The sequence below is a fragment of the Methylobacterium variabile genome (assembly GCF_001043975.1).
GTDB classification, from domain to species: domain Bacteria; phylum Pseudomonadota; class Alphaproteobacteria; order Rhizobiales; family Beijerinckiaceae; genus Methylobacterium; species Methylobacterium variabile.
The window spans coordinates 1-20,057 of sequence record NZ_LABY01000137.1 but is presented as its reverse complement, the minus strand read 5'-3'; the positions used below and the strand labels follow the sequence as shown (position 1 = coordinate 20,057).

Annotated in this window: 18 protein-coding genes; 8 read left to right on the top strand and 10 right to left on the bottom strand. The window is 73.3% G+C overall.

Annotated features, from left to right (window positions below; translation table 11 throughout):
* The first annotated feature begins 136 nt into the window (after positions 1-136).
* On the top strand, positions 137-1,279 hold the full coding sequence (locus VQ02_RS19395) for a carboxylate-amine ligase (protein ID WP_048445853.1): 1,143 nt from the start codon (positions 137-139) through the stop codon (positions 1,277-1,279).
* Positions 1,280-1,298: 19 nt separating this feature from the next.
* Here VQ02_RS19395 and VQ02_RS19390 read toward each other — a convergent pair whose 3' ends face one another.
* Positions 1,299-2,201, bottom strand: a complete 903-nt coding sequence (locus VQ02_RS19390; protein ID WP_048445852.1) for a LysR family transcriptional regulator — start codon at positions 2,199-2,201, stop codon at positions 1,299-1,301.
* Between the two features lie 94 nt (positions 2,202-2,295).
* Between VQ02_RS19390 and VQ02_RS19385 the strand changes: the two genes are divergently transcribed.
* The 3 genes from VQ02_RS19385 (at position 2,296) to VQ02_RS19375 (ending at position 4,980) form a co-directional block, all read left to right on the top strand.
* Positions 2,296-3,165, top strand: a complete 870-nt coding sequence (locus tag VQ02_RS19385) for an aldo/keto reductase family oxidoreductase (RefSeq protein ID WP_048445851.1) — start codon at positions 2,296-2,298, stop codon at positions 3,163-3,165.
* A 281-nt stretch (positions 3,166-3,446) separates the two neighbouring features.
* Positions 3,447-3,959, top strand: coding sequence for a hypothetical protein (locus VQ02_RS19380; RefSeq protein WP_048445850.1), 513 nt, complete (start codon positions 3,447-3,449; stop codon positions 3,957-3,959).
* A 637-nt stretch (positions 3,960-4,596) separates the two neighbouring features.
* Positions 4,597-4,980: a cupin domain-containing protein gene (locus tag VQ02_RS19375; RefSeq protein ID WP_048445849.1), complete on the top strand. Its 384-nt coding sequence runs from the start codon at positions 4,597-4,599 to the stop codon at positions 4,978-4,980.
* Positions 4,981-5,019: 39 nt separating this feature from the next.
* On the opposite strand, the gene VQ02_RS19370 is transcribed toward VQ02_RS19375, so the two are convergent.
* From VQ02_RS19370 to VQ02_RS19340, 7 genes are all read right to left on the bottom strand, one after another.
* Complete coding sequence (locus tag VQ02_RS19370) at positions 5,020-5,826, bottom strand: MBL fold metallo-hydrolase (protein ID WP_048445848.1); 807 nt, start codon at positions 5,824-5,826, stop codon at positions 5,020-5,022.
* A 13-nt stretch (positions 5,827-5,839) separates the two neighbouring features.
* Positions 5,840-6,622 carry a TatD family hydrolase gene (locus VQ02_RS19365; RefSeq protein ID WP_048445847.1) on the bottom strand — a complete coding sequence of 261 codons (783 nt, stop codon included), beginning with the start codon at positions 6,620-6,622 and terminating at the stop codon, positions 5,840-5,842.
* On the bottom strand, positions 6,622-8,184 hold the full coding sequence (metG, locus tag VQ02_RS19360; RefSeq protein ID WP_048445846.1) for a methionine--tRNA ligase: 1,563 nt from the start codon (positions 8,182-8,184) through the stop codon (positions 6,622-6,624). Before metG ends, VQ02_RS19365 begins: the two co-directional genes overlap by 1 nt.
* 121 nt (positions 8,185-8,305) lie before the next feature.
* Positions 8,306-10,183 carry a glycoside hydrolase family 15 protein gene (locus VQ02_RS19355; protein ID WP_048445845.1) on the bottom strand — a complete coding sequence of 626 codons (1,878 nt, stop codon included), beginning with the start codon at positions 10,181-10,183 and terminating at the stop codon, positions 8,306-8,308.
* Positions 10,184-10,289: 106 nt separating this feature from the next.
* Positions 10,290-11,942, bottom strand: coding sequence for a methyl-accepting chemotaxis protein (locus VQ02_RS19350; protein WP_048445844.1), 1,653 nt, complete (start codon positions 11,940-11,942; stop codon positions 10,290-10,292).
* Positions 11,943-12,197: 255 nt separating this feature from the next.
* The gene (locus VQ02_RS19345; protein WP_048445843.1) at positions 12,198-13,199 is read right to left on the bottom strand and encodes a cytochrome-c peroxidase; all 1,002 of its coding nucleotides are present in this window, start codon (positions 13,197-13,199) and stop codon (positions 12,198-12,200) included.
* Positions 13,200-13,412: 213 nt separating this feature from the next.
* Positions 13,413-13,649: a DUF6894 family protein gene (locus VQ02_RS19340; protein ID WP_048445842.1), complete on the bottom strand. Its 237-nt coding sequence runs from the start codon at positions 13,647-13,649 to the stop codon at positions 13,413-13,415.
* Positions 13,650-14,013: 364 nt separating this feature from the next.
* Here VQ02_RS19340 and VQ02_RS39320 point away from each other — a divergent pair, with 364 nt between their 5' ends.
* Positions 14,014-14,544 carry an RrF2 family transcriptional regulator gene (locus tag VQ02_RS39320; RefSeq protein WP_342447840.1) on the top strand — a complete coding sequence of 177 codons (531 nt, stop codon included), beginning with the start codon at positions 14,014-14,016 and terminating at the stop codon, positions 14,542-14,544.
* A 95-nt stretch (positions 14,545-14,639) separates the two neighbouring features.
* Here the strand turns inward: VQ02_RS39320 and VQ02_RS19330 are convergent, their stop codons facing one another.
* Positions 14,640-15,242 (bottom strand): cation efflux transmembrane domain-containing protein, encoded by a 603-nt coding sequence (locus VQ02_RS19330; RefSeq protein ID WP_048445841.1) that lies wholly within the window; start codon positions 15,240-15,242, stop codon positions 14,640-14,642.
* Between the two features lie 186 nt (positions 15,243-15,428).
* Between VQ02_RS19330 and VQ02_RS19325 the strand changes: the two genes are divergently transcribed.
* Positions 15,429-16,580 (top strand): alpha/beta hydrolase, encoded by a 1,152-nt coding sequence (locus VQ02_RS19325; RefSeq protein WP_083469316.1) that lies wholly within the window; start codon positions 15,429-15,431, stop codon positions 16,578-16,580.
* Between the two features lie 86 nt (positions 16,581-16,666).
* Here the strand turns inward: VQ02_RS19325 and VQ02_RS19320 are convergent, their stop codons facing one another.
* Positions 16,667-18,337 carry a methyl-accepting chemotaxis protein gene (locus tag VQ02_RS19320; RefSeq protein ID WP_048445840.1) on the bottom strand — a complete coding sequence of 557 codons (1,671 nt, stop codon included), beginning with the start codon at positions 18,335-18,337 and terminating at the stop codon, positions 16,667-16,669.
* Between the two features lie 368 nt (positions 18,338-18,705).
* Between VQ02_RS19320 and croR the strand changes: the two genes are divergently transcribed.
* Positions 18,706-19,167, top strand: coding sequence for a 3-hydroxybutyryl-CoA dehydratase (croR, locus tag VQ02_RS19315; RefSeq protein ID WP_048445839.1), 462 nt, complete (start codon positions 18,706-18,708; stop codon positions 19,165-19,167).
* An 18-nt stretch (positions 19,168-19,185) separates the two neighbouring features.
* The gene (locus VQ02_RS19310) at positions 19,186-20,037 is read left to right on the top strand and encodes a TrmH family RNA methyltransferase (RefSeq protein ID WP_083469315.1); all 852 of its coding nucleotides are present in this window, start codon (positions 19,186-19,188) and stop codon (positions 20,035-20,037) included.
* Positions 20,038-20,057 lie beyond the last annotated feature (20 nt).

Genomic DNA, 20,057 nt, shown 5'->3' with positions numbered 1-20,057 from the left:
CGGCGCGCACCGGGCGGTGGTGCTGGCGGGCCTCGCGGCGCTCGTCCTCGCGCTCGTCGTGCTCGCCATCCTGGCGGCGCGGGGCTGACCGCGTGGCCGGCCGCTCTATCCCTGGCTCTTCGGAGGCACCTCACCCATGACCGGCCCCGCCTACCGCTTCGGCATCGAGGAGGAGTTCTTCCTGGCGGACGCCGCGACCCGCGGCACCCCGCAGCGCGGCGTGCGGGGCTTCCACGCGGCCGCGAAGGCGCTGCTGCCGGCGGCCGAGCGCGAGCTGCTGCAGAGCCAGATCGAGATCGCCACACCGCCCGCCACGGACCTCGCGGAGGCCCGTGCCGGCCTCGCGGCCCTGCGCCGGGGGCTCGCTGAGATCGGGCGGGCGCACGGGATCCTGGTCTTCGGCGCCGGCACTCATCCGGGCGCCGCCTGGGACGCGCAGGCCCCGACCGACGGGACGCGCTACCACGGCATCCTCGACGCGGTGCGGATGATCGGGCGCCGCACCCTCGTCAGCGGCATGCACGTCCACGTCGAGGTGGCGAGGCCCGACGACCGGGTCGACCTGATGAACCGGCTGCTGCCGTTCCTGCCGGCGCTCCTCGCGCTCTCGGTCTCCTCGCCGTTCTGGCAGGGGCGGGACACGGGCCTGTGCGGCTACCGGCTCAGCGTCTTCGGCGAGATGCCGCGCACCGGCCTGCCCGACCTCTTCGCGAGCCAGGCGGAGTTCGAGCGCTACGTCGCGGTGATGACGCGGGCCGGGGCGATCGAGGATGCGAGCTTCCTGTGGTGGCACCTGCGGCCCTCGATCCGCTACCCGACGCTCGAGCTGCGCATCGCCGACAGCTGCACCCGGGTCGACGACGCGGTGGCGATCGCCGGCCTCTATCGCTGCCTCGTGCGCGCCGCCGAGCGCCGGCCGGAGCTGAACGCGGGCCTCGACGGGGTGGCCCGTGCGGTCATCCGCGAGAACCTGTGGCGGGCCCAGCGCGACGGGATCCGCGCCGCGCTGATCGACGCCGAGGCCGGCCGGGCGGTGCCGTTCGGCGAGGCCCTCGAGGCCGTGCTGGCGCTGGTGGCCGAGGACGCCGCGGCCCTGGGCTGCGGGCAAGCCCTCGACGAGGCCCGCCGCATCGCCCGCGACGGCACCAGCGCCGATCACCAGCGCGCCGCCCACGCGGCGGCGCGGGGCGACGGCGGGGACGCGGCGGACGAGGCCGGCATCGTCGCGGTGGTGGACGCGCTCGCCCGCGAGACGGAGGGGCGGGACCGGCCGGCGTGAGAGGTGCGGGGCAGGGCGCTCAGGCGCGGTGCGACCCGACGAAATCGACGAAGGCCCGGAGCGGCGCCGGCAGGTAGCGCCGGCCCGGATAGTACAGGAACGGCCCCGGGAACCGCGGCCACCACGGCTCGAGGACCGGCTCCAGGGCGCCACTGTCGAGGTGCGGGCGCAGCCAGTCCTCGAACAGGCTGACGATGCCGGTGCCCGCGAGCGCCGCCTCGACCGCGAGGTCGGTGGCGGTGCCGACCCGCACGGTGAGCGGGCCGCCCGGCTCGACCCGCACGGTCTCGCCGTCGCGCTCGAACTCCCACTCCGTCATCGCGCCGCTGGCGAAGCGGCCGCGCAGGCAGGCGTGGTCGAGGAGGTCGCGCGGGTGCTGCGGGCGCCCGCGCCGGTCGAGATAGGCCGGCGCCGCGGCGGTGGCGTAGCGCTGCTCGCGCGGGCCGATCGGCACCGCGATCATGTCGGGCTCCAGCCGCTCCTCGTAGCGGATGCCGGCATCGCAGCCCGCCGCCAGCACGTCGACGAACCCGTCCTCGGCGACCACGTCGAGGTGGATGTCCGGATAGGCGGCGAGGAAGGGCGGGACGATTCGAGGCAGCACCAGGCGCGCCGCGCTCACCGGCACGTTGAGCCGCAACCGGCCGGCCGGCCGGTCGCGAAAGCCGTTCACCACGTCGAGGGCAGCCGCGACCTCGTCGAGCGCGGGCTTGAGCCGCTCGAGAAGGCGTGCTCCGGCCTCGGTCGGCGCGACGCTGCGCGTCGTCCGGTTGAGGAGGCGGACGCCGAACCCCGCCTCCAGCCGCCGCACCGCCTCGCTCAAGGACGACGCGCTGGTGCCGCTGGTGCGGGCCCCCTCGCGAAAGCCGCCCGCCTCGGCCACCGCCACGAAGGCGGCGAGGTCGCCCAGATCCGCCGCCATTGTTCGCCGTTCCGCACACCCTGTCCAGATTGCACCGGCTTATCACACGCGGAGCCGGCGGCTAGATCCGGGGCATCCATCGAGGAGACGGATCATGAGCGAGATCGGAACGGCGGGAACCTGGACCCTCGGCGGCCGGAGCGTGGGGCGCCTGGGCTACGGCGCGATGCAGCTCGCCGGCCCGGGGGTGTACGGGCCGCCGAAGGACCGGGCGGAGGCCGTCGCCGTGCTGCGCGAGGCGGTCGCGCGCGGGGTGAACCACATCGACACCAGCGACTTCTACGGCCCCCATGTCACCAACCAGATCATCCGCGAGGCGCTGCACCCGTACCCGGACGACCTCGTGATCGTCACCAAGGTCGGCGCCAGGCGCGGCACGGACGCGTCGTGGATCCCGGCCTTCTCCGCCGGGGAGCTAGAGGCGGCGGTGCACGACAACCTGCGCAACCTCGGGCGGGACGTGCTCGACGTCGTCAACCTGCGGGCGATGTTCAGCGTGCACGGGCCGGCCGAGGGCTCGATCGCGGCGCCGCTGTCCGTGCTGGCCGACTTCCAGCGCCAGGGGCTGATCCGCCACATCGGGCTCAGCAACGTGACCGCCGCGCAGGTCGCGGAGGGACGGTCGATCGCCGAGATCGTCTGCGTCCAGAACCACTACAACCTCGTCCACCGTGCCGACGACGCGCTCATCGACGACCTCGCGGCGGCCGGCACCGCCTACGTGCCGTTCTTCCCGCTGGGCGGCTTCAGCCCGATCCAGTCGCAGGGCCTGTCGGAGGTCGCCCAGAAGCTGGGGGCGACGCCGATGCAGGTGGCGCTGGCCTGGCTCCTGCGCCGGTCGCCCAACCTCCTGCTGATCCCCGGCACGTCCTCGCGGGGGCACCTGCGCGAGAACCTAGCCGCCGCGGATCTGGCGCTGCCGGACGACGCGATGCGGGCGCTCGACGGCCTCGGCGGCGCGTAGGCGGGGCGACGGGGCCGGCGCCCGGCTCGTCCCGGGACGATGCCGTGGCTGCCCTGGCATTCGCCCCAGGCGGTCGAGGACCCGACGACCGCGCCCAGACCGAGACTTGGGGCGGCAGTCGCGATCCGCGACTTAATCCAGGAACAATCGCGATTTATTCGTGATCCTCGGGGAGGAACAAGAGCCGTAGCACGGTCTTCCCTTGGGCGAGGACGGAGCGAGCCGAAGGCACGGTGACGCCCCGGACTGCAGCACCCCGCCATCTCGTGACGGAGCAGCCCTTGACCATCTCGAGCCGCCAGGAAGCCCGCCTGCTGACCGCCGACGAGGCCGAGCTCGTCGGCCAGTCGCATCATCCCCGGATCCAGGGCGTCGCCGACCGGGACCTCGACGACCTGATCCACCGCCTGCGCGAGCGCCGGGACCGGGCCCGCAGCATCGCGCACCGCCAGCGCCGCGAGATCCGCGGCCGGGCCGCGCCCTCGGGGGCGCGGCCCGCGGCTGACGACACCGGCTCGCGGCAGAAGGCGGCCTTGCTCGGCTCGGCGGTCAAGCGCGCCAACAAGGAGCGGGAGCGCCGCCGCGCCGCCGAGGCCCGCGACACGCTCGTCTCGCATGCCCGGCGCGCCCTGGCGCTGCGCCGGAAGGCGGGCGACCCATCCGCCAGCCGGCCGGATTCGCGCACCGCGCACGAGGGCATGACCCCGATCCCGAACGAGAGCCTGGCTCCGTCGGGCGCCATCCAGCAGGAGGGCCAGGAGATCGCCATGCGCCGGGGTGGCGGGCCGCGGTGATCCTCTTCGCGCCGTGATCCTTGCGCCGGCACGGCCTTTCCGGGCTCCCGGAAGGACGTGATCCGCGTCAGGCCGGGCGATGCCGGAGCGGGCAGCCGCGCCACGTCCGCGCGACGCGCGAACCGGCATCGGCCTCGGGGCACCGGGCATGATCGATCCTGTCGGGCCCCGGATGACCCGCGCGACCTCAGCCGTCGAGGGCCTGGGCTGCGGCGGTCACGGTCCGCCGACCCGCTTGCAGCCCCTCGACCCATCGCGCTCGCTCATCAGGACCCGCCCCATGGCGATCTCCCGCGCGCTGCAAGCGGGGAGTGTGCCATGCCGACTTGGCCCAGGTGGGACATTCTCGCGCTACACCCCTAGCCGCGATTCGCATAAGGTATCTTATGGAACATAAGGACCGGTCCGGGGCGTCGAGGCGGGGCGCGATGGGCCCGCAGCGCTCCCGTTTTCCTTCTCGCCTGCGCGAATCGGATGCATGATGGTGGCATGTCCGAGCGTCCCGAACGAGCCGTCGGTTACGGAGCCGGCAGCCGTCGAGACGCTGAGGGATCTCCCATGATCTGGCGGTCGACGGACGACCCTCGCCAATGTGCCCGCGACCCCGCCGCGATGCCGGACGCGCCATGAGACTGCCATGACGAGCAACGCCGGGCGGAGCGCGCCCCCGCCGACCGCCAACCTCTTCGCCGGCCTGCCCGCCACGCCTCAGGCCGACGAGGTGGTCGACATCCTGGCGCAGGCCCCGCAGGCCCGCATCGAGCGGATCGTCTCGACCGGTCAGGCCAGCCGGCCGGGCTTCTGGTACGATCAGCCCTGGGACGAGTGGGTCGTGCTGCTCGCCGGCGCCGCGACCTTGCGCCTGGACGGCGAGTCGGAGGCGCGGCGGCTCGCGCCCGGCGACCACCTGCTGATCCCGGCGCATCTGCGCCACCGGGTCGAGTGGACGAGCCCCGACGAGGCGACGGTCTGGCTCGCGGTGCACCTCACACCTCCGGCAGCGACAGCGGCCGGCGCGTAGGGGCCGGCGCCCGGCGGCGCTCGCCGCGAACGGACGGAATCAGCCGTCGACCTCGACCGTGAGACCGTCATAGGCCGGCACCACCCCGGGCGGCAGGCGCCGGCTCAAGGCCTCGTAGTCGAGGTCGGTGTGGAGGTTGGTCAGGATGGCCCGGCGCGGGCTCACCTCCTCGATCAGCGCCAGGGCGTCCGACACCGAGAAGTGGGTGGGATGGGGTGAGTCGCGCAGGGCGTCGATGATCAGGAGGTCGAGGTTGCGCAAGGACGCCTTGGCGGCCTCCGGCATCACGCTGACGTCCGGGGCGTAGGCGGCGTCGGCGAAGCGGAAGCCGAGGGCCTGCTCGGGGCCGTGCTCCATCGCGAAGGCGGTGGCCGACACGGGGCCGCCCGGCCCCTCGACGGTCACGGGCGCGCCGGTCTCGAGGGCGTGCAGGTCGAGGATCGGCGGGTAGAGGCTGCCCGGGCGCGAGGTGAAGCAGTAGGCGAAGCGGCTCCGCAAAAGCTCGGAGGTCGGGGCGTCGGCGTGGACCGGGATGCGCCGGCGCATGTGGATCACCAGCGGGCGCACGTCGTCGATGCCGTGGGTGTGATCGGCGTGGGAATGGGTGAACAGGATCCCGTCGAGGCGCTTCACCTCGGCGTCGAGGAGCTGCTCGCGCAGGTCCGGCGAGGTGTCGACCAGGACGGCGGTCGCCTCTCCTTCAGCCTCCCGGCGCTCGACCAGCAGCGAGCAGCGCCGGCGCCGGTTCTTGCGGTCGGACGGATCGCAGGCGCCCCAGCCGTACCCGACCCGGGGCACGCCGCCCGAGGAGCCGCAGCCCAGGATGCGAAGGGTCAGGGTCGGCATGGATGAGGAACCCTCAGCGATGGACGGCGGCCTTGTCGAACAGGCGGTAGAAGTTGTCGGTGGTGAGCCGCGCGAGGTCGTCGGGCGAGAGGCCCACGGTCTCGGCCAGCACCCGGGCGGTGTCGGCGACGAAGGCCGGCTCGTTCGGGCGGCCCCGGTGCGGCACCGGCGTGAGGTAGGGCGCGTCGGTCTCGACCAGCAGGCGGTCGCGCGGCACAGAGGCCGCGATCGCCCGGATCTCGTCCGAGTTGCGGAACGTGACGATGCCAGAGAACGATACGAACAGGCCGAGCTCGACCCCGACCTCGGCGAGGCGCCGCCCCGACGAGAAGCAGTGCAGCACCGCGCGGAATGCGCCGCGCGCCATCTCCTCGGTCAGGATATTCGCCACGTCCTCGTCCGCCTCGCGGGCGTGGATGACGAGCGGCAGCCCGCTCTCCCGCGAAGCCGCGATGTGGGTGCGGAAGACCTTCTGCTGCACGTCCCGCGGCGCGTAGTCGTAGTGGTAGTCGAGCCCCGCCTCGCCGATGCCGACGCAGCGCGGGTGGCGCGACAGGGCGACGATCTCGTCGGCCGGCACGTCCGGCTCCTCGCCCGCCTGGTGCGGGTGGGTGCCGACGGTGAACAGAACCTCCGGGTGAGCCTCGCTCAAGGCCCGGTAGGTCTCGAACCGGCGCACCCGGGTCGAGATCGTCACCATGCGGTCGATCCCGGCCGCCTTCGCCCGGGCCAGCACCTCGGGCAGGCGCTCGGCGAGGCCGGGCGAGTCGAGGTGGCAGTGGCTGTCGACCAGCATCAGGCGTCCGGCTCCACGTAGCGCGGGAAGATCGGGCTCGGCGCCGGCAGGCCTGAGCCGGGCACGAGCCGCCGGCCCGGACCGACATCGGCGAGGGTCCGGGCCTCGACCGGGACCGCCAGCAGGTCAAGGAGCCGGGCCGCGGCGGTCGGGATGAACGGCTGGACCAGGATGCCGACCGCCCGCAGCACCTCGGCGGTCGTGTACAGAACCGCCTCCATCCGGGCCGGGTCGGTCTTGCGCAGGGTCCAGGGCTCCTGGCCGGCGAAGTAGCGGTTGGCCTCCGCCACCACGGCCCAGATCTCGGCCAGCACCGCGTGCAGGGCGAGGTCCTGCATCAGCGCCCTCGCCTTCTCGGGCAGCGCGTCGGCGAGCGCGAGGAGCGCCCGGTCGGCGGCGGACGGCTCGCCGGACGGTGTCGAGGAGGACTTGGGAACCTGGCCGCCGCAATTGCGGGCGATCATGGTCAGCGAGCGCTGGGCGAGGTTGCCGAGGTCGTTGGCGAGGTCGGCGTTGAGCCGGTTGACGATCGCCTCGTGCGAGTAGCTGCCGTCCTGACCGAACGGCACCTCGCGCAGCACGAAGTAGCGTAAGGGATCGACGCCGTAGGTGTCGGCGAGGCCCACCGGGTCGACGACGTTGCCGACCGACTTCGACATCTTCTCGCCCTTGTTGAGCAGGAAGCCGTGGCCGAAGACGCGCCTCGGGACCGGCAGCCCGGCCGACATCAGGAAGGCCGGCCAGTACACCGCGTGGAAGCGGATGATGTCCTTGCCGATGACGTGGAGATCCGCCGGCCAATGGCGCCAGCGCGGGTCGGCCTCGTCCGGAAAGCCGCAGGACGTGATGTAGTTCGTCAGCGCGTCGACCCAGACGTACATCACGTGGGCCGGGTTGCCCGGCACCGGCACGCCCCAGTCGAAGGTGGTGCGGCTGACCGACAGGTCCTGCAGGCCGGAGCGCACGAAGCTCACCACCTCGTTGCGGCGGGTGTCGGGGCCGATGAAGTCCGGATGGGCCTCGTAATGGGCGAGCAGGCGCTCGGCATAGGCCGAGAGCCGGAAGAAGTAGCTCTCCTCCTCGACCCACTCGACGGGCGTGCCGGTCTTCTCCGCCCGGCGGCTGCCGTCGGGGGCGGTGACGAGCTCGGCCTCGTCGTAATAGGCCTCGTCGCGCACCGAGTACCAGCCGGCATACTTGGCGAGATAGATGTCGCCGTTCTCCTCCATCCGGCGCCACAGCGCCTGCGACGAGGCGATGTGGTCGGCGTCGGTGGTGCGGATGAAGCGGTCGAATGAGCAGTCGAGCCGCTCGGCCATGGCGCGGAAGCGCGGCGCCATGTCGTCGACGAAGGCGCGCGGGCTGATCCCGGCCTTGGCGGCGGTCTGCTGGATCTTGAGGCCGTGCTCGTCGGTGCCGGTGGTGAAGAACACGTCGTAGCCGTCGAGGCGCTTGAAGCGCGCGATGGCGTCGGCGGCGATCACCTCGTAGGCGTGCCCGATATGCGGCACCCCGTTGGGGTACGAGATGGCGGTGGTGATGTAGAACGGCTCGCCCGCCACGACAGGTTTCCCGCAAGAAGGAGGCTTCGGATCGGTCGGGACGCCCAGGGGGTGCCCGTCCGAGCCTTAGAGCAAATTCAGGCTGCGGTGCCCACCCCTGCGCGCCAAGTTCCTCCGCCGCTCAGGCCCCCACCGCCCACTGGCAGGGCTCGTCGGTCTTGGCCTCGCGGTGGCGCGCCGCCCGGTCGAGGCGCACCGCGTGGTTGATGATCGCCATGTGGGTGAAGCCCTGCGGGACGTTGCCGCGCTGCTCGCCGGTGGCGGCGTCGATCTCCTCGGCGAACAGCCCGAGGTCGTTGCCTCGCGCCAGAAGGCGGGCGAAGAGCGGCTCGGCCTCCTGCGTGCGCCCGGCGAGCGCCAGGCAGCCGACGCGCCAGAACGCGCAGGCCGCGAAGGTCGCCTCCGGGTGCTCGAAGCCGTCGCCGTTGCGGTAGCGGTACAGCAGGTCGCCGTCGCCGAGCCCGGCACTCACCGCGTCGAGGGTCGCGGCGACCCGGGGCGAGTGGGCGTCGAAGGCGCCGAACAGCACCGTGCGCAGGACCGCGGCGTCGAGGTCGTCCGAGCCGTAAGCTTGGGTGTAGGCCCCGACCCGCTCGCTCCAGCCCTTCTCGTGGTACTCGGCCCGGATCTCGGCGGCGATCCGGCGCCATTCCTCGACCCGCTCCGGGCTCGCCACGTCCACGGCCTGCGCGATCTGGACCGCCCGGTCGAGGGCGACCCAGAGCATGCCCTTGGTGTGCAGGATCTGGCGCGTCTCGTCGCGCAGCTCCCAGATGCCGTGGTCGGACTCGTGGCGGCAGCGGATGACGTGGTCGGTGAGGTGCCCCAGCGCCTCGGCCAAGTGGTCGTTGACCTTGACCGGCGGGTCGTAGTCGACGGCGTCGAGGAAGGCGTGGAGCGCCACCAGGAACTCGCCGTAGATGTCGTACTGGTGCTGGTCGGAGGCCGCGTTGCCGATCCGCACCGGCGAGACCCCGCGCCAGCCGCGCAGGTGATCGAGGATCTCCTCCTCCGGCACGCGGCCGTTGATGCCGTACATGAGCTTCAGGTCGCGGCCGCGGGTCTGGTCGGCGTCGCGCAGGAAGCGCAGGAACTCCGCTGCCTCGCGGACGTAGCCGAGGTTGACGAAGGCCGTGACGGTGAAGCTCGCGTCCCGCATCCAGACGTAGCGGTAGTCGAAGTTGCGGGTGCCCGGCACCGCCTCCGGCAGGCTGGTGGTGGCGGCCGCGATGATCCCGCCCGAGGGCGCGTGGGTCAGGAGCTTCAGCACCAGGGCACTGCGCAGCACCATCTCCCGGTGGGGCCCGGCATAGGTGCAGCGCCCGGACCACTCCTCCCAGTAGGCCTGCGTCGCCGCGAGGCTCGCCGCGGCGTTCGACAGGTCGCCGTCGTCGTCCTCCCGGTGGGCGAGGACCAGGGACGCCCCCTCCCCGGCCCGCAGGGAGAACGCCGCCTCGACCCGGTCGCCGGTGATCGCGAGCGGCAGCGAGGCCGCAACCCGCACCCCCTCCGGACTGCCCGCTCCGGCCCTGCTCCGGCGCCGGCACAGCACCGTCCCGTCCTCCCGCGCCTCGAGGGCGGCCGCGTCCCGGGCGTAGTCGAAGGTCGGGCGCACCCGGAAGCGGCCTGCGACCTCGCCCGCCTCGCAGGCGACGAGGCGCACGATCCGGCCGTGCGGGGCGCCGTCCGGTCCCTCGTCCGGCACCTCGTCCAGCGGGTGCAGCGGCATGAAGTCGGTGAGGCGCAGGGTGCCGGTCGCGGTGACGAAGGTGGTCTCCAGGATGGTGGTGCCGGGCCGGTAGCAGCGGCGCATCTCGCGCAAGGACTCGAGGACGAGGTCGCAGGCGCCGCCCCGGTCCTCGTCGAGGAGGCGCAGGAACACGGCCGGGCTGTCGTGGCAGGGCCAGCACAGCCAGTCGATCGATCCGTCGCGGGCGACGAGCGCCGTCGTGCAGGTATCGCCGATGATGGCGTAGTCCTCGATCGGCCGGTCCGTCACGTCGCCTCGCTTACCAACACAAGTTAAAAGCGCGGGAGTAACGTACCGTCGCGAGGCCCAGTTTCGGGGCGCGACGGTTTGCACCGCATCACGGGAACGGAACGCGTCAGGCCGCCGAAACGCGGCCGACGAAGTCGTGCACGGTCCGGCGCAGGCGGGCCGTCTCGGCGTGCACCGCCGCCGCAGCCTGCCCGACCCCGGCAATCGCCGCCACGGTCCCGCGCAGGCCCTCCGCCGTCCCGTCGATGCTCCGGTCGGTCTCGGCGGTGAGGCCGGCGGCGGCCTCGGCGCTCCGGCCGATCTCGTCCGCAACGCGGCGCTGCTCCGCGACGGCGCGAGCGGTCTCGCCGGCGATCGCCTCGATCGCGTCGACGGCGCCGCCGATGCCGCGGATCACCGCGACGGCGCCCTCGGTGGCGGACTGGATGCCGGCGACCTGACGGGCGATCTCCTCGGTCGCCCTCGCGGTCTGCCCGGCGAGCTCCTTGACCTCGGCCGCCACCACCGCGAAGCCGCGACCGGCGGCACCCGCCCGGGCCGCCTCGATCGTGGCGTTGAGCGCCAGAAGGTTGGTCTGGCTGGCGATCGAGGAGATCAGCGCCACCACGTCGCCGATGCGCTGCGCCGCCTGGGCGAGGCCCGCGACGCTGCCGTCCGCAGCACCCACCTGGGCGTTCGCCTGGGCCACCCGCTGCACCGTCTCGTCGCTGTGCCGGCCCACCGCCGTCACCGCCTGGGTCAGCGCCGCGGTCGCCTGCGCCACGCCCTCGACGTGGGTCCGGGTCCGCTCGGAGGTGCCGGCGGCGCCCACCGCCTCCTGCTCGATCTCCCGGGTCACGGCGCCGAGCCGGTCGGCCGAACCCGCCATGGTGGCGACGGTGGCGTCGACCTGGTCCAGGGCCGCGCGCACCGCCTCCTCGAAGGCCCGGATCTGCGCCTCGACCCGCCGCCCGCGCTCCAGGAGCAGGTCCTGCTCGGCGTTGGAGGCGGCGAGCGACGCCCGCTCGACCATGCCGTCGCGAAAGCCCGCGACGGCCCGGGCCACGGCCCCGACCTCGTCGCGGCGCTCCAGCCCGACGAACTGCACCGAGATGTCGCCGGCCGCCAGCCGGCTGGCATCGGCCACGAGGCGGACGAGGGGGCGCGAGACGCTGCGGGCGATCAGGACCGCCGCCAGGATGCCGCCGGCCGCCAGGACGCCGCCGGCCGCCAGCACGAGGGCGAGCTCCCGCTCGAGGTCCGCCCGGGTCGCGGCGGCCCGCACCTCCGCGTCGCGGTGGACGGCGTTGCGCACCACGTCGAGGCTCTGCCGCAGGGCGATGCTGCGCCGGCTCATCGCCTCCTGGGTCGGCACCTCCCGGGCCTTGCGCAGGCCGAGAAGAATCTCGGCATCGCCCTGCCAGCGCGCCGTCTCGGCCCGGGCGTCGCGCACGAGGCCGCCGACCTCCTCGGACTGCGCCGCGGCGGCGAGACGATCGAGGGCGGCCGCGAGGCCGGCGGTCTCCCCCCGGAAGCCGGTCTCGACCGCCCCCTGGTCGAGGAAGTCGGTCATCGCGAGGACGCGGGCGAGGATCCGCTCGGCCCGCCCGAAGCGCTCGCGCGCCTCCTCGCCGGCGATGCCGGACGCGAGGCTGAGGCTCGAGACGGTGCCGAGGCGGCCGACAGCGGCGATGCCCTGCCAGCCGACGAGAGCTGCGAGAACGCCCCCGGCGACGAGGAAGCCGATGAGCGGCAGGAGGAGCTTGGTTCTGATCGACATGAACGCGTCCGTGGGAGAGGGGCCGCGGCGGCGGCATCAGGGCGACCGAACGGGGACGGAGGGAGGAAGCGCCGGCGCGATCCTCCCTCGACGTCGCCGCAGCGGCCGTCGATCTTGCGACGAGAACCTGCAGCAAGACGGACGCTTGAGCGGACGAAGCGTTGGCCTGCCGATACAGGTCTGCTGAGTGTCTCTCACAAAACTTCCGACCGTCGTCGTGGCATGCTGTGGCAGCGGCAGTCTTGTGAGGTGCACTTAGTTCGGCAGGTTGGGCAGGGCCGTCTCGGTCTGCTCGGCGGTCAGCGAGCGCAGGAAGGCGACGAGGTCCTCCCGCTCGCTCCGGCTCAGGTCGAGGCGCCGCATCAGGGGTGATTTCGACGGCCGGTCGAGACCGCCGCCCTCGTAGAAGGCCAGGATGGCGTCGAGATCGGCGAACTGGCCGGCATGCCCGAAGGGCGCCCGGTAGGTGAGGTTGCGCAGGCCCGGGGTCTTGAAGGCGTGGCGCGCCATCGGGTTGTCCGGCTCGATCTGCGCACGCCCGATGTCCTTCGTCGGGATGCCGAGATCGTGGAACTTGTTGTCGGTGAAGTTCCAGCCGGTGTGGCAGGCGGCGCACCCGGCCTTGCCGTTGAACAGCGCGAAGCCGCGCTTGGCCGCCGGCGTGATCGCCTCCTCGTTGCCCTCGATCCAGCGGTCGAACGGCGCCCAGCCCGCCACCACCGTGCGCTCGTAGGTCGCGACCGCGGTCAGCAGGGTTTCCCGGCTCACGCCGGAATCGGGAAAAAGGCGGCGGAACTGCGTCGCGTAGTCCGGGATGGCCTTCAGCCGGCCGACGATCTCCGGGAACTTGCCGTTCATCTCGACGGCAGCGGTGATCGGGCCCTGCGCCTGCGCCTCGAGGCTCTGCGCGCGGCCGTCCCAGAACAGCACCGGCATCCAGGCGGCGTTGAGGATGGTCGGCGCCTTGCGCCCCAGCGGCGTGTTGGTCGCCCCGATGGCGCCCGGCACCGGCACCTCGTAGCCGAAGGACGGGTTGTGGCAGCTCGCGCAGCTCAGGTTCTGCATCCCGCTCAGGCGCGGATCGAAGAACAGCATCTTGCCCAGGGTCGCGACCTGCGGCGAGTACGGGGCGCTCTCGGGGAACGGGATGCTGGCCGGGCGCCGGTAGAGCGCCTTGAGCGCGGAGATGTCGGCCTGCGCCGATGCGGCGGACACGCCGATCAGAGCGGCGACGAAGGTGAAGATCCTGAGCTTCATCATGATCCGGAGAGCTTGCCCTTGCGACGTCGGCCAGGCCTCCCCGATGATTGGAGCATGACTTTTAAGTTACACTTAAAATCTTCTGCTTCCCTGCGTCATCGACTGACATGCCTCAGGACATCCCTTCCGTGACCCTGCGCGATGGCCCCTTCCGCCGGGGGCGCGAGCCCGCGTCGGCCCGGCCGGCGTCCCCGGGGGCCATCGGGGCGGTCAGTCGAGCCAGGTGCAGGCGACGGCCAGGGACGCGATGGCGAGGACGGCCCGGTATTGGTCGCGGATGGTGACGAACAGGTGCAGCCGGTCCTGGCGGCGGGCCTCGTCGCGGGCGATGTCGGCCAGGATCCGCATGGCATGGGCCCGGGCGGCGTCGCGGCTCGGCCACTCGCTGCCCTCTTCGTCCTGGTGTGACAGATCGTGGTCGTTGATGTCGAAGAAGAAGCGCGGCACGGGTCGCCCCACTGTGATGAGATGGGCCTCCGGACCGAATGTCCGGAGACGCGCCGACCGCTCCTGCCGACGGAGCCGCCATCGGGTTCTCTAGGACGCAGCGGCATATGCTGCCCTCGCAAATGTTTATTGTTCGCTCGTTTTTGCTCCGAACCAAACAAGCATGGAAATTACCAGATTACCCCCGTTCCTTGATGGATCGGCCGCCGAGCCGCGCTCTGGTGCGACGAGTTCCGCGAGGCTGGTCCGGCGGGGCGCGATCCGATCGCACTGCTGGCTTTCTCCCGGCCCCCGACATGCTGTAGGATTCCCTTCCGCTGACGCGGACGCCGCTCTCCGCCCGGGCCGGGGCGGCCGCGCGACCATCGACGCCGGGACGGCGCCCGCACGGCCCGGGCAGCCCCGGAGGAGGGACGGCGCCCTGCGGCTCTCGCTCTACACCGACCTGTCGCTGCGCCTGCTGCTCCATCTCGGAGCGATGGAGGGCGGGGCCTGGACCACGACGCCCGCTGTCGCCCGCACTTTCGGGGTCTCGCTGAACCACCTCCAGAAGGTCGCGCGCGGGCTCACCGGCGCGGGCTACATCGAGGCCCGGCAGGGCCGCGCCGGCGGCGTGCGCCTGGCGCGGCCGGCGCAGGACGTGCGGCTCGGCGCCGTGGTGGCGGAGCTCGAGGGGCTCGGTTGCCTCGTCGAGTGCGGGCGCGGCCCCTGCCCGCTCGCCGGGCGCTGCCTGCTGAAGCACGCCCTGGACGCGGCGGAGCGGAGCTTCGTGCGCGAGCTCGATCGCTACACCCTGGCGGACATTCTCGCCGGCCCCACCGGCGCGATCCTGCGGGCGCTGATCCGGAGCGACGCGGAGCGTGCGCAGGACGACCTAGCGGAACCGGGGCCCTGACCAGCCTCGCGGTGGCGGGGCGACGCCTCGCCCGCTCAGGCTCCGGTCGCAGAACCGGCGACCACTCCTGCGAGACCCGCTCGGGGGTCCTGGCGTCAGGCCGCCTCGCGGGCGGCCCGACGCTCGGCGGCGGCGGCCTGCCAGATCTCCCGGGCGGCGTCGGCGTTCATCGCCGCGATGCCGAGGCCGACCGCGAGGTCGGGCCAGGGAGACAGGGTGGCGGCGGTGACGAGCCCGGCCGCCACGATGGCGACGTTGGCGACCGCGTCGTTGCGGGCCGACAGGAAGGCCGCCCGGGTCAGGCTGCCGCGTCCGGCCCGGTGGCGGGCCAGCATCAGCGCGCAGGCGAGGTTGACCGCGAGCGCCCCCAGGCCCGTCAGGGTCAGCGGCACCGGGGCCGGGGCCGTGAAGGCGCCGAGCTTCTGCCAGGCGGTCCAGAGGGCGGCGAGCCCCGGCAGCAGCAGGATGCCGGCCATGACCGTGCCGAGCCGCGCCCGCGCCGCCGGCCGCCAGCCGAGGCCGGCGACGATCAGGAGGTTGAGCGCCGCATCCTCCAGGAAGTCGACGCTGTCGGCCACGAGGGCGACCGAGCCGATCGCCACGGCCACCGCCGCCTCGACGCCGAAATAGCCGAGATTGAGCAGGGCAACGCGCTGCACCGTGGTGCGCAGGGCGGGATCGGTGTCTGCGGACGTCACGGGGCGGGCCTCGCGGCGGGATACCGGGCGTCTATGCCCCGATCGGGCGCGGCGGGCCAGGGACGGCGGAGAATGTAAGCCCTTGCACCGCCCTGCCCCACCGGCTTGACTGTCCCTCGTCCGCCGGACGGCTTGGAAAAGCCGCAGGCGGGGAAAGCCGCCCGCGAAGGCGGCAGGGAGGACGACATGCAGGGATCATCACGGATGCCGCCCGGGCCGATGCCGCGCCGCCGCGTGCTGGGCGGGCTCGCCGGCCTCGGCGCGCTCGCGGCCGCCCCCGTGGGGGCGGCTCAAGCCCCCGCGGGAGGGGCCCAAGCTCCCGCCGGGGCGGCGCCGGGGGCCGGGGCGCGGCCGGCGCCGGGCCGGCTCCAGACCGAGGAGTTCCGGCTGCCGGGCGGCGAGGACGGCGTCACGATCTACGTGCGCAACAAGCGCCCGGCCGGCACGGAGCGGTTCACCGCCGACCGCATCCTGCTCTACGTCCACGGCGCGACCTACCCGGCCTCGACCGCCTTCGACCTGCCCCTCGGCGGCCTGTCGATGATGGACTACCTGGCGGGGCTGGGGTTCGACGTCTACCTCGTCGACCTGCCGGGCTACGGCCTCTCGGGCCGCCCCGCGGCGATGGGCCGCCCGGCCGCGGACGGCCAGCCCTTCATGCGCACGCGGGACGCCGCCGCGGTGGTCGGCCAGGTCGTCGACTTCATCCGCGCGCGGCGCGGGGTGGACCGGATCGACCTGATGGGCTGGTCCTGGGGCACCTCGACGATGGGCCTCTACGCCAGCACCCACAACGACCGGGTCAACCGCCTCGTCCTCTACGCGCCGCAATGGATCTCGCGCACGCCCTCGCTCATCGGCGCCAATGGCGGGCCCCTCGGGGCCTACCGGACCGTCAGCCGGGAGAGCGCGAAGGACCGCTGGCTCAAGGGCGTGCCGGACGACAAGCGGGCGGACCTGATCCCGCCGGGCTGGTTCGAGCAATGGGCGGACGCCACCTTCGCGACCGACGCCGCGGGGGCGGCGCAGTCGCCGCCGGTCCTGCGGGCGCCGAACGGGGTCGTCGCCGATGCGCAGGAGTACTGGCAGGCCGGCAAGGCGCTCTACGATCCCGGCGAGATCCGGGTGCCGACCCTGATCATCCACGCCGAGTGGGACGCCGACCTGCCGAGCTACCAGGCGCAGGAGTATTTCGCCCGGCTCACCCGCACGCCCTACAAGCGCTTCGTGGAACTCGGCGAAGGCACCCACACGGTGATGATGGAGAAGAACCGGATGCAGTTCTTCCGCGAGGTGGCGGCCTTCCTGACCGAGGACGACCCGCAGGCGCTGAACTGACGGAGCGCCGCCCCGGACCCCGGGGCGGCGCTCCCGCGGGCGGCCTTCGGGCCGCCCGGATCGCGGCCGTCAGGCCAGTGCGGCTTTCAGGCCGCCCGCACGGTGTCGAGGAAGCGGGCGACCTCGGCCGAGAGGTGCTCGGACTGGCGCGACAGCTCGCTCGCGGCGCCCAGCACCTGGTCCGCCGCCGCTCCGGTCTCGTCCGCCGCCCGCGCCACGCCCGCGATGCCCGTCGTGACCTCGCCGGTGCCGGCGGCGGCCTGGGAGACGTTGCGGACGATCTCCTGGGTGGCCGCCCCCTGCTCCTCCACCGCCGCCGCGATGCTCGTCGCCACGCCCGAGATCTCCTCGATCCGCGCCGTGATCCCGCTGATCGCGCCGACCGCCTGGCCGGTCGAGGCCTGGATCGCCGCGATCTGGCTCGTGATCTCCTCGGTCGCCTTCGCGGTCTGGCCGGCCAGCTCCTTCACTTCCGCCGCGACGACCGCGAAGCCGCGTCCCGCCGCTCCGGCGCGCGCCGCCTCGATCGTGGCGTTGAGCGCCAGCAGGTTGGTCTGGGCCGCGATCGACGAGATCAGCCCGACCACGTCGCCGATGCGGGCGGTGGCCTCGGTCAGCGCCCGCACCTGGGCGGCGCTCTCCCCGGCCTCCCGGACGGCGGCGCCGGCGAGGCGCGCCGAGCCGTCGACCTGGCGGCCGATCTCCTGGACGGACGCGCCCAGCTCCTCGGCGGCGGCGGCGACCGTGCCGACATTGGTGGCCGCCTGGGCGGCGGCGGCGGCGACGCCGCTCGACTGGCCGGCGGTCTCCTGCGCCGTCACGGTCATGGTCTGGGCGGTGGCCTGCAGCTCGGTGGCGGCCGCCGTGACGGCGCCGACGATGCCGCCGACCGCCCGCTCGAAGGCGTCCGCCATCTCGCGCATCGCCTGCCGGCGCTGCGCCTCGGCCCCGGCCCGGGCGAGCGCGGTCTCCTCCTCGAGCCGGCGGGTGCGGACGAGGTTGTCGCGGAAGACCGCGAGGGCACCGGCCATGTCGCCGAGCTCGTCCCGGCGCGCGGCGCCCGGGATGGCGATCTCGGCGTCGCCCTCGGCCAGGCGGCGCATCGCGCCGGTCATCCGGCCGATCGGCCGGATGACGCGCAGCAGGCAGAACAGCACCGCCCCGAGGGTGATCAGGACGGAGACGACGAACATCGCCAGGGTGGTGCGCGTGGCGCCCGCCCGCTCGGCCCGGGCAGCCTCGCCCGCCTCGGTGCCGGCGGCGGTGTTGATGCCGACGAGCTTGCCGGTGATGTCGATCACCCCCCGGTAGGTCGCGTTCATCGGGCCGCGAAAGAAAGTGTCGACCTCGGCCCGGCTCGGGAGCGCCTTGAGGCGGGCCCAGTCGGACCGGAACGCGGCGAGCTTCGCCGTCAGGGCGTCGAAGGTCTCCTGCTCCGCGGGAGAGCTGATCAGGGTCCGGTAGCGCCCCATCCGCTCGCCGAGCGCGGCGTCCATCTCGGCGAAGCTCTTGGTCGAGAGCTCCTTCTCGGCCTCGCCGTCGGCCGTGATGTAGCGGAACTGCCAGAGGCGGGCGCGTATCACCAGGGCGTTGATCGCGTGCGCCTCGTTGATCGAGGGCACCGCGTCGTCGGCGAGCTTGGCGATGCGGGTCTCGATCGAGTCGAGCTTCCATAGGGATACGCCGCCCTGCGCCAGGGTCAGCAGCAGGAGGATCCCGAACAAGCCGGTCAGGCTGCTCTTGAGGGACATACGCATGATGGAAGCTGCCAATGGTCGATCAGAATAAGACGTCTCTTGTTGCAACGACATCGCTAAAATTTTATTAATATACCTTGGCTGAGCAATGCGGAAGCGATCCGAATAAAATAAATTCTTCGCAATGATGAACCGCACGCAAGCGCCGAATCCGCCCCGCTTGACGTAGAGAAAAAACGACCCCCCGGGAGACATTCTCCCGCGTCTGCAGGGGCATTCCGCGCGACCGCAGGCGGCTCCCGGCGCCGCGGCGAGGCCGGGCGCGCGCCGCCCCCGACCTTTCGCCACTGGATTTCCGCCCCTGTCCCGTGCGACCCGGGGTGTCCGGCCCCTCGGCCGCGGCACAATGTTCAGGGGGAGCGACGCCAATGATGCCCGAACTGCGCGTGCTTTACTTCGAGGACCTGAGCGTCGGGATGTCCGAGACGCTGTCGAAGACCATCGCGGCCTCGGACGTGGTCGGCTTCGCGGAGATCACCGGCGACCGCAACCCGATCCACCTCTCGGAGCACTTCGCCGCCCGCACGCCCTTCGGCACCCGCATCGCCCACGGCCTCTACACCGCAGGGCTGATCTCGGCGGTGCTCGGCACCCGCCTTCCCGGCCCGGGGGCGATCTACATCAGCCAGAGCCTCAACTTCCGCGCACCGGTGCGCATCGGCGACACCGTGGACGTCACCGTCGAGGTGGCGGAGCTGGTGCCCGAGCGCCGCCGCGCCCGGCTGACCTGCACCTGCGCCGTCGGCGGCGAGACGGTGCTCGACGGCGAGGCCCTGGTGAAGGTGCCGACCAAGGCCGAGGCCGATCCCATCGCCGCCCGCAAGGGCTGACGACGCCCCCGAGCCGCGATGACACCAATCCCGATCGACGACCCCGCCGACCCGCGCCTCGCCCCCTACGCGCAGATGCGCGAGCGCGACCTCGTCGGGCGGGAGGGCCGCTTCGTCGCAGAGGGCGAGGTGGTGCTGCGCGTGCTGCTGTCGCCCCGGGCCCGGTTCCCGGTCGAGTCGGTGCTGCTCGCGCCCGAGCGCCTGCCCGGGCTGGCGCCGGCGCTGGCCGGCCTCGACGCCCCGGTCTACCTCGCCTCCAAGGCGGTGATGGGGGCGGTCGCGGGCTTCCCGATCCATCGCGGCGTCCTGGCGGTCGGCCTGCGCGGCCTCGATCCTCCGCCCGACGCCCTGGTGCCGGCCGGACCGGCCCTGCTGCTCGGCCTCGTGGGCCTGGCCAACCACGACAACGTCGGCGGCCTGTTCCGCAACGCCGCCGCCTTCGGGGCCGACGCGGTGCTCCTCGACGGCACGACCTGCGACCCGCTCTACCGCAAGGCGATCCGGGTCTCGGCCGGCGCGAGCCTCACCGTGCCCTTCGCCCGGCTGCCCGCCGGCGACGACCTGCTGGGCCTGTGCGAGCGCCAGGCGCTCACGCCGGTCGCCCTCTCGCCCCGGGGCGAGGACATCGGCACGCTCCCGCCCCTGCCCCGCGCCCTCCTGCTGCTGGGCACAGAGGGACCCGGCCTGCCCGAGGCGCTGATGGCGCGGGGCAGGGGCGGGAGCGTGCCGATGTCCTCGCCCCGGGGCGAGAGGGCGACCGGCGTGAGCGCCCGGCGCTCGCACAGGCCCAGCAGGGCGTCGCCGGCGGGCAGCCGGGCGAAAGGCACGGGGAGGCTCGCGCCGGCCGGGACCCGGGTCGCCCTGCGGTAGAGCGGGGGGCAGGGCGTGCG

Coding starts and splice junctions, on each gene's coding strand:
- VQ02_RS19395 (WP_048445853.1), top strand. CDS start 137: ATGACCGGCCCCGCCTACCGCTTCGGCATCGAGGAGGAGTTCTTCCTG.
- VQ02_RS19390 (WP_048445852.1), bottom strand. CDS start 2,201: ATGGCGGCGGATCTGGGCGACCTCGCCGCCTTCGTGGCGGTGGCCGAG.
- VQ02_RS19385 (WP_048445851.1), top strand. CDS start 2,296: ATGAGCGAGATCGGAACGGCGGGAACCTGGACCCTCGGCGGCCGGAGC.
- VQ02_RS19375 (WP_048445849.1), top strand. CDS start 4,597: ATGACGAGCAACGCCGGGCGGAGCGCGCCCCCGCCGACCGCCAACCTC.
- VQ02_RS19370 (WP_048445848.1), bottom strand. CDS start 5,826: ATGCCGACCCTGACCCTTCGCATCCTGGGCTGCGGCTCCTCGGGCGGC.
- VQ02_RS19365 (WP_048445847.1), bottom strand. CDS start 6,622: ATGCTGGTCGACAGCCACTGCCACCTCGACTCGCCCGGCCTCGCCGAG.
- VQ02_RS19350 (WP_048445844.1), bottom strand. CDS start 11,942: ATGTCGATCAGAACCAAGCTCCTCCTGCCGCTCATCGGCTTCCTCGTC.
- VQ02_RS19345 (WP_048445843.1), bottom strand. CDS start 13,199: ATGAAGCTCAGGATCTTCACCTTCGTCGCCGCTCTGATCGGCGTGTCC.
- VQ02_RS19325 (WP_083469316.1), top strand. CDS start 15,429: ATGCAGGGATCATCACGGATGCCGCCCGGGCCGATGCCGCGCCGCCGC.
- VQ02_RS19320 (WP_048445840.1), bottom strand. CDS start 18,337: ATGCGTATGTCCCTCAAGAGCAGCCTGACCGGCTTGTTCGGGATCCTC.
- croR (WP_048445839.1), top strand. CDS start 18,706: ATGATGCCCGAACTGCGCGTGCTTTACTTCGAGGACCTGAGCGTCGGG.
- VQ02_RS19310 (WP_083469315.1), top strand. CDS start 19,186: ATGACACCAATCCCGATCGACGACCCCGCCGACCCGCGCCTCGCCCCC.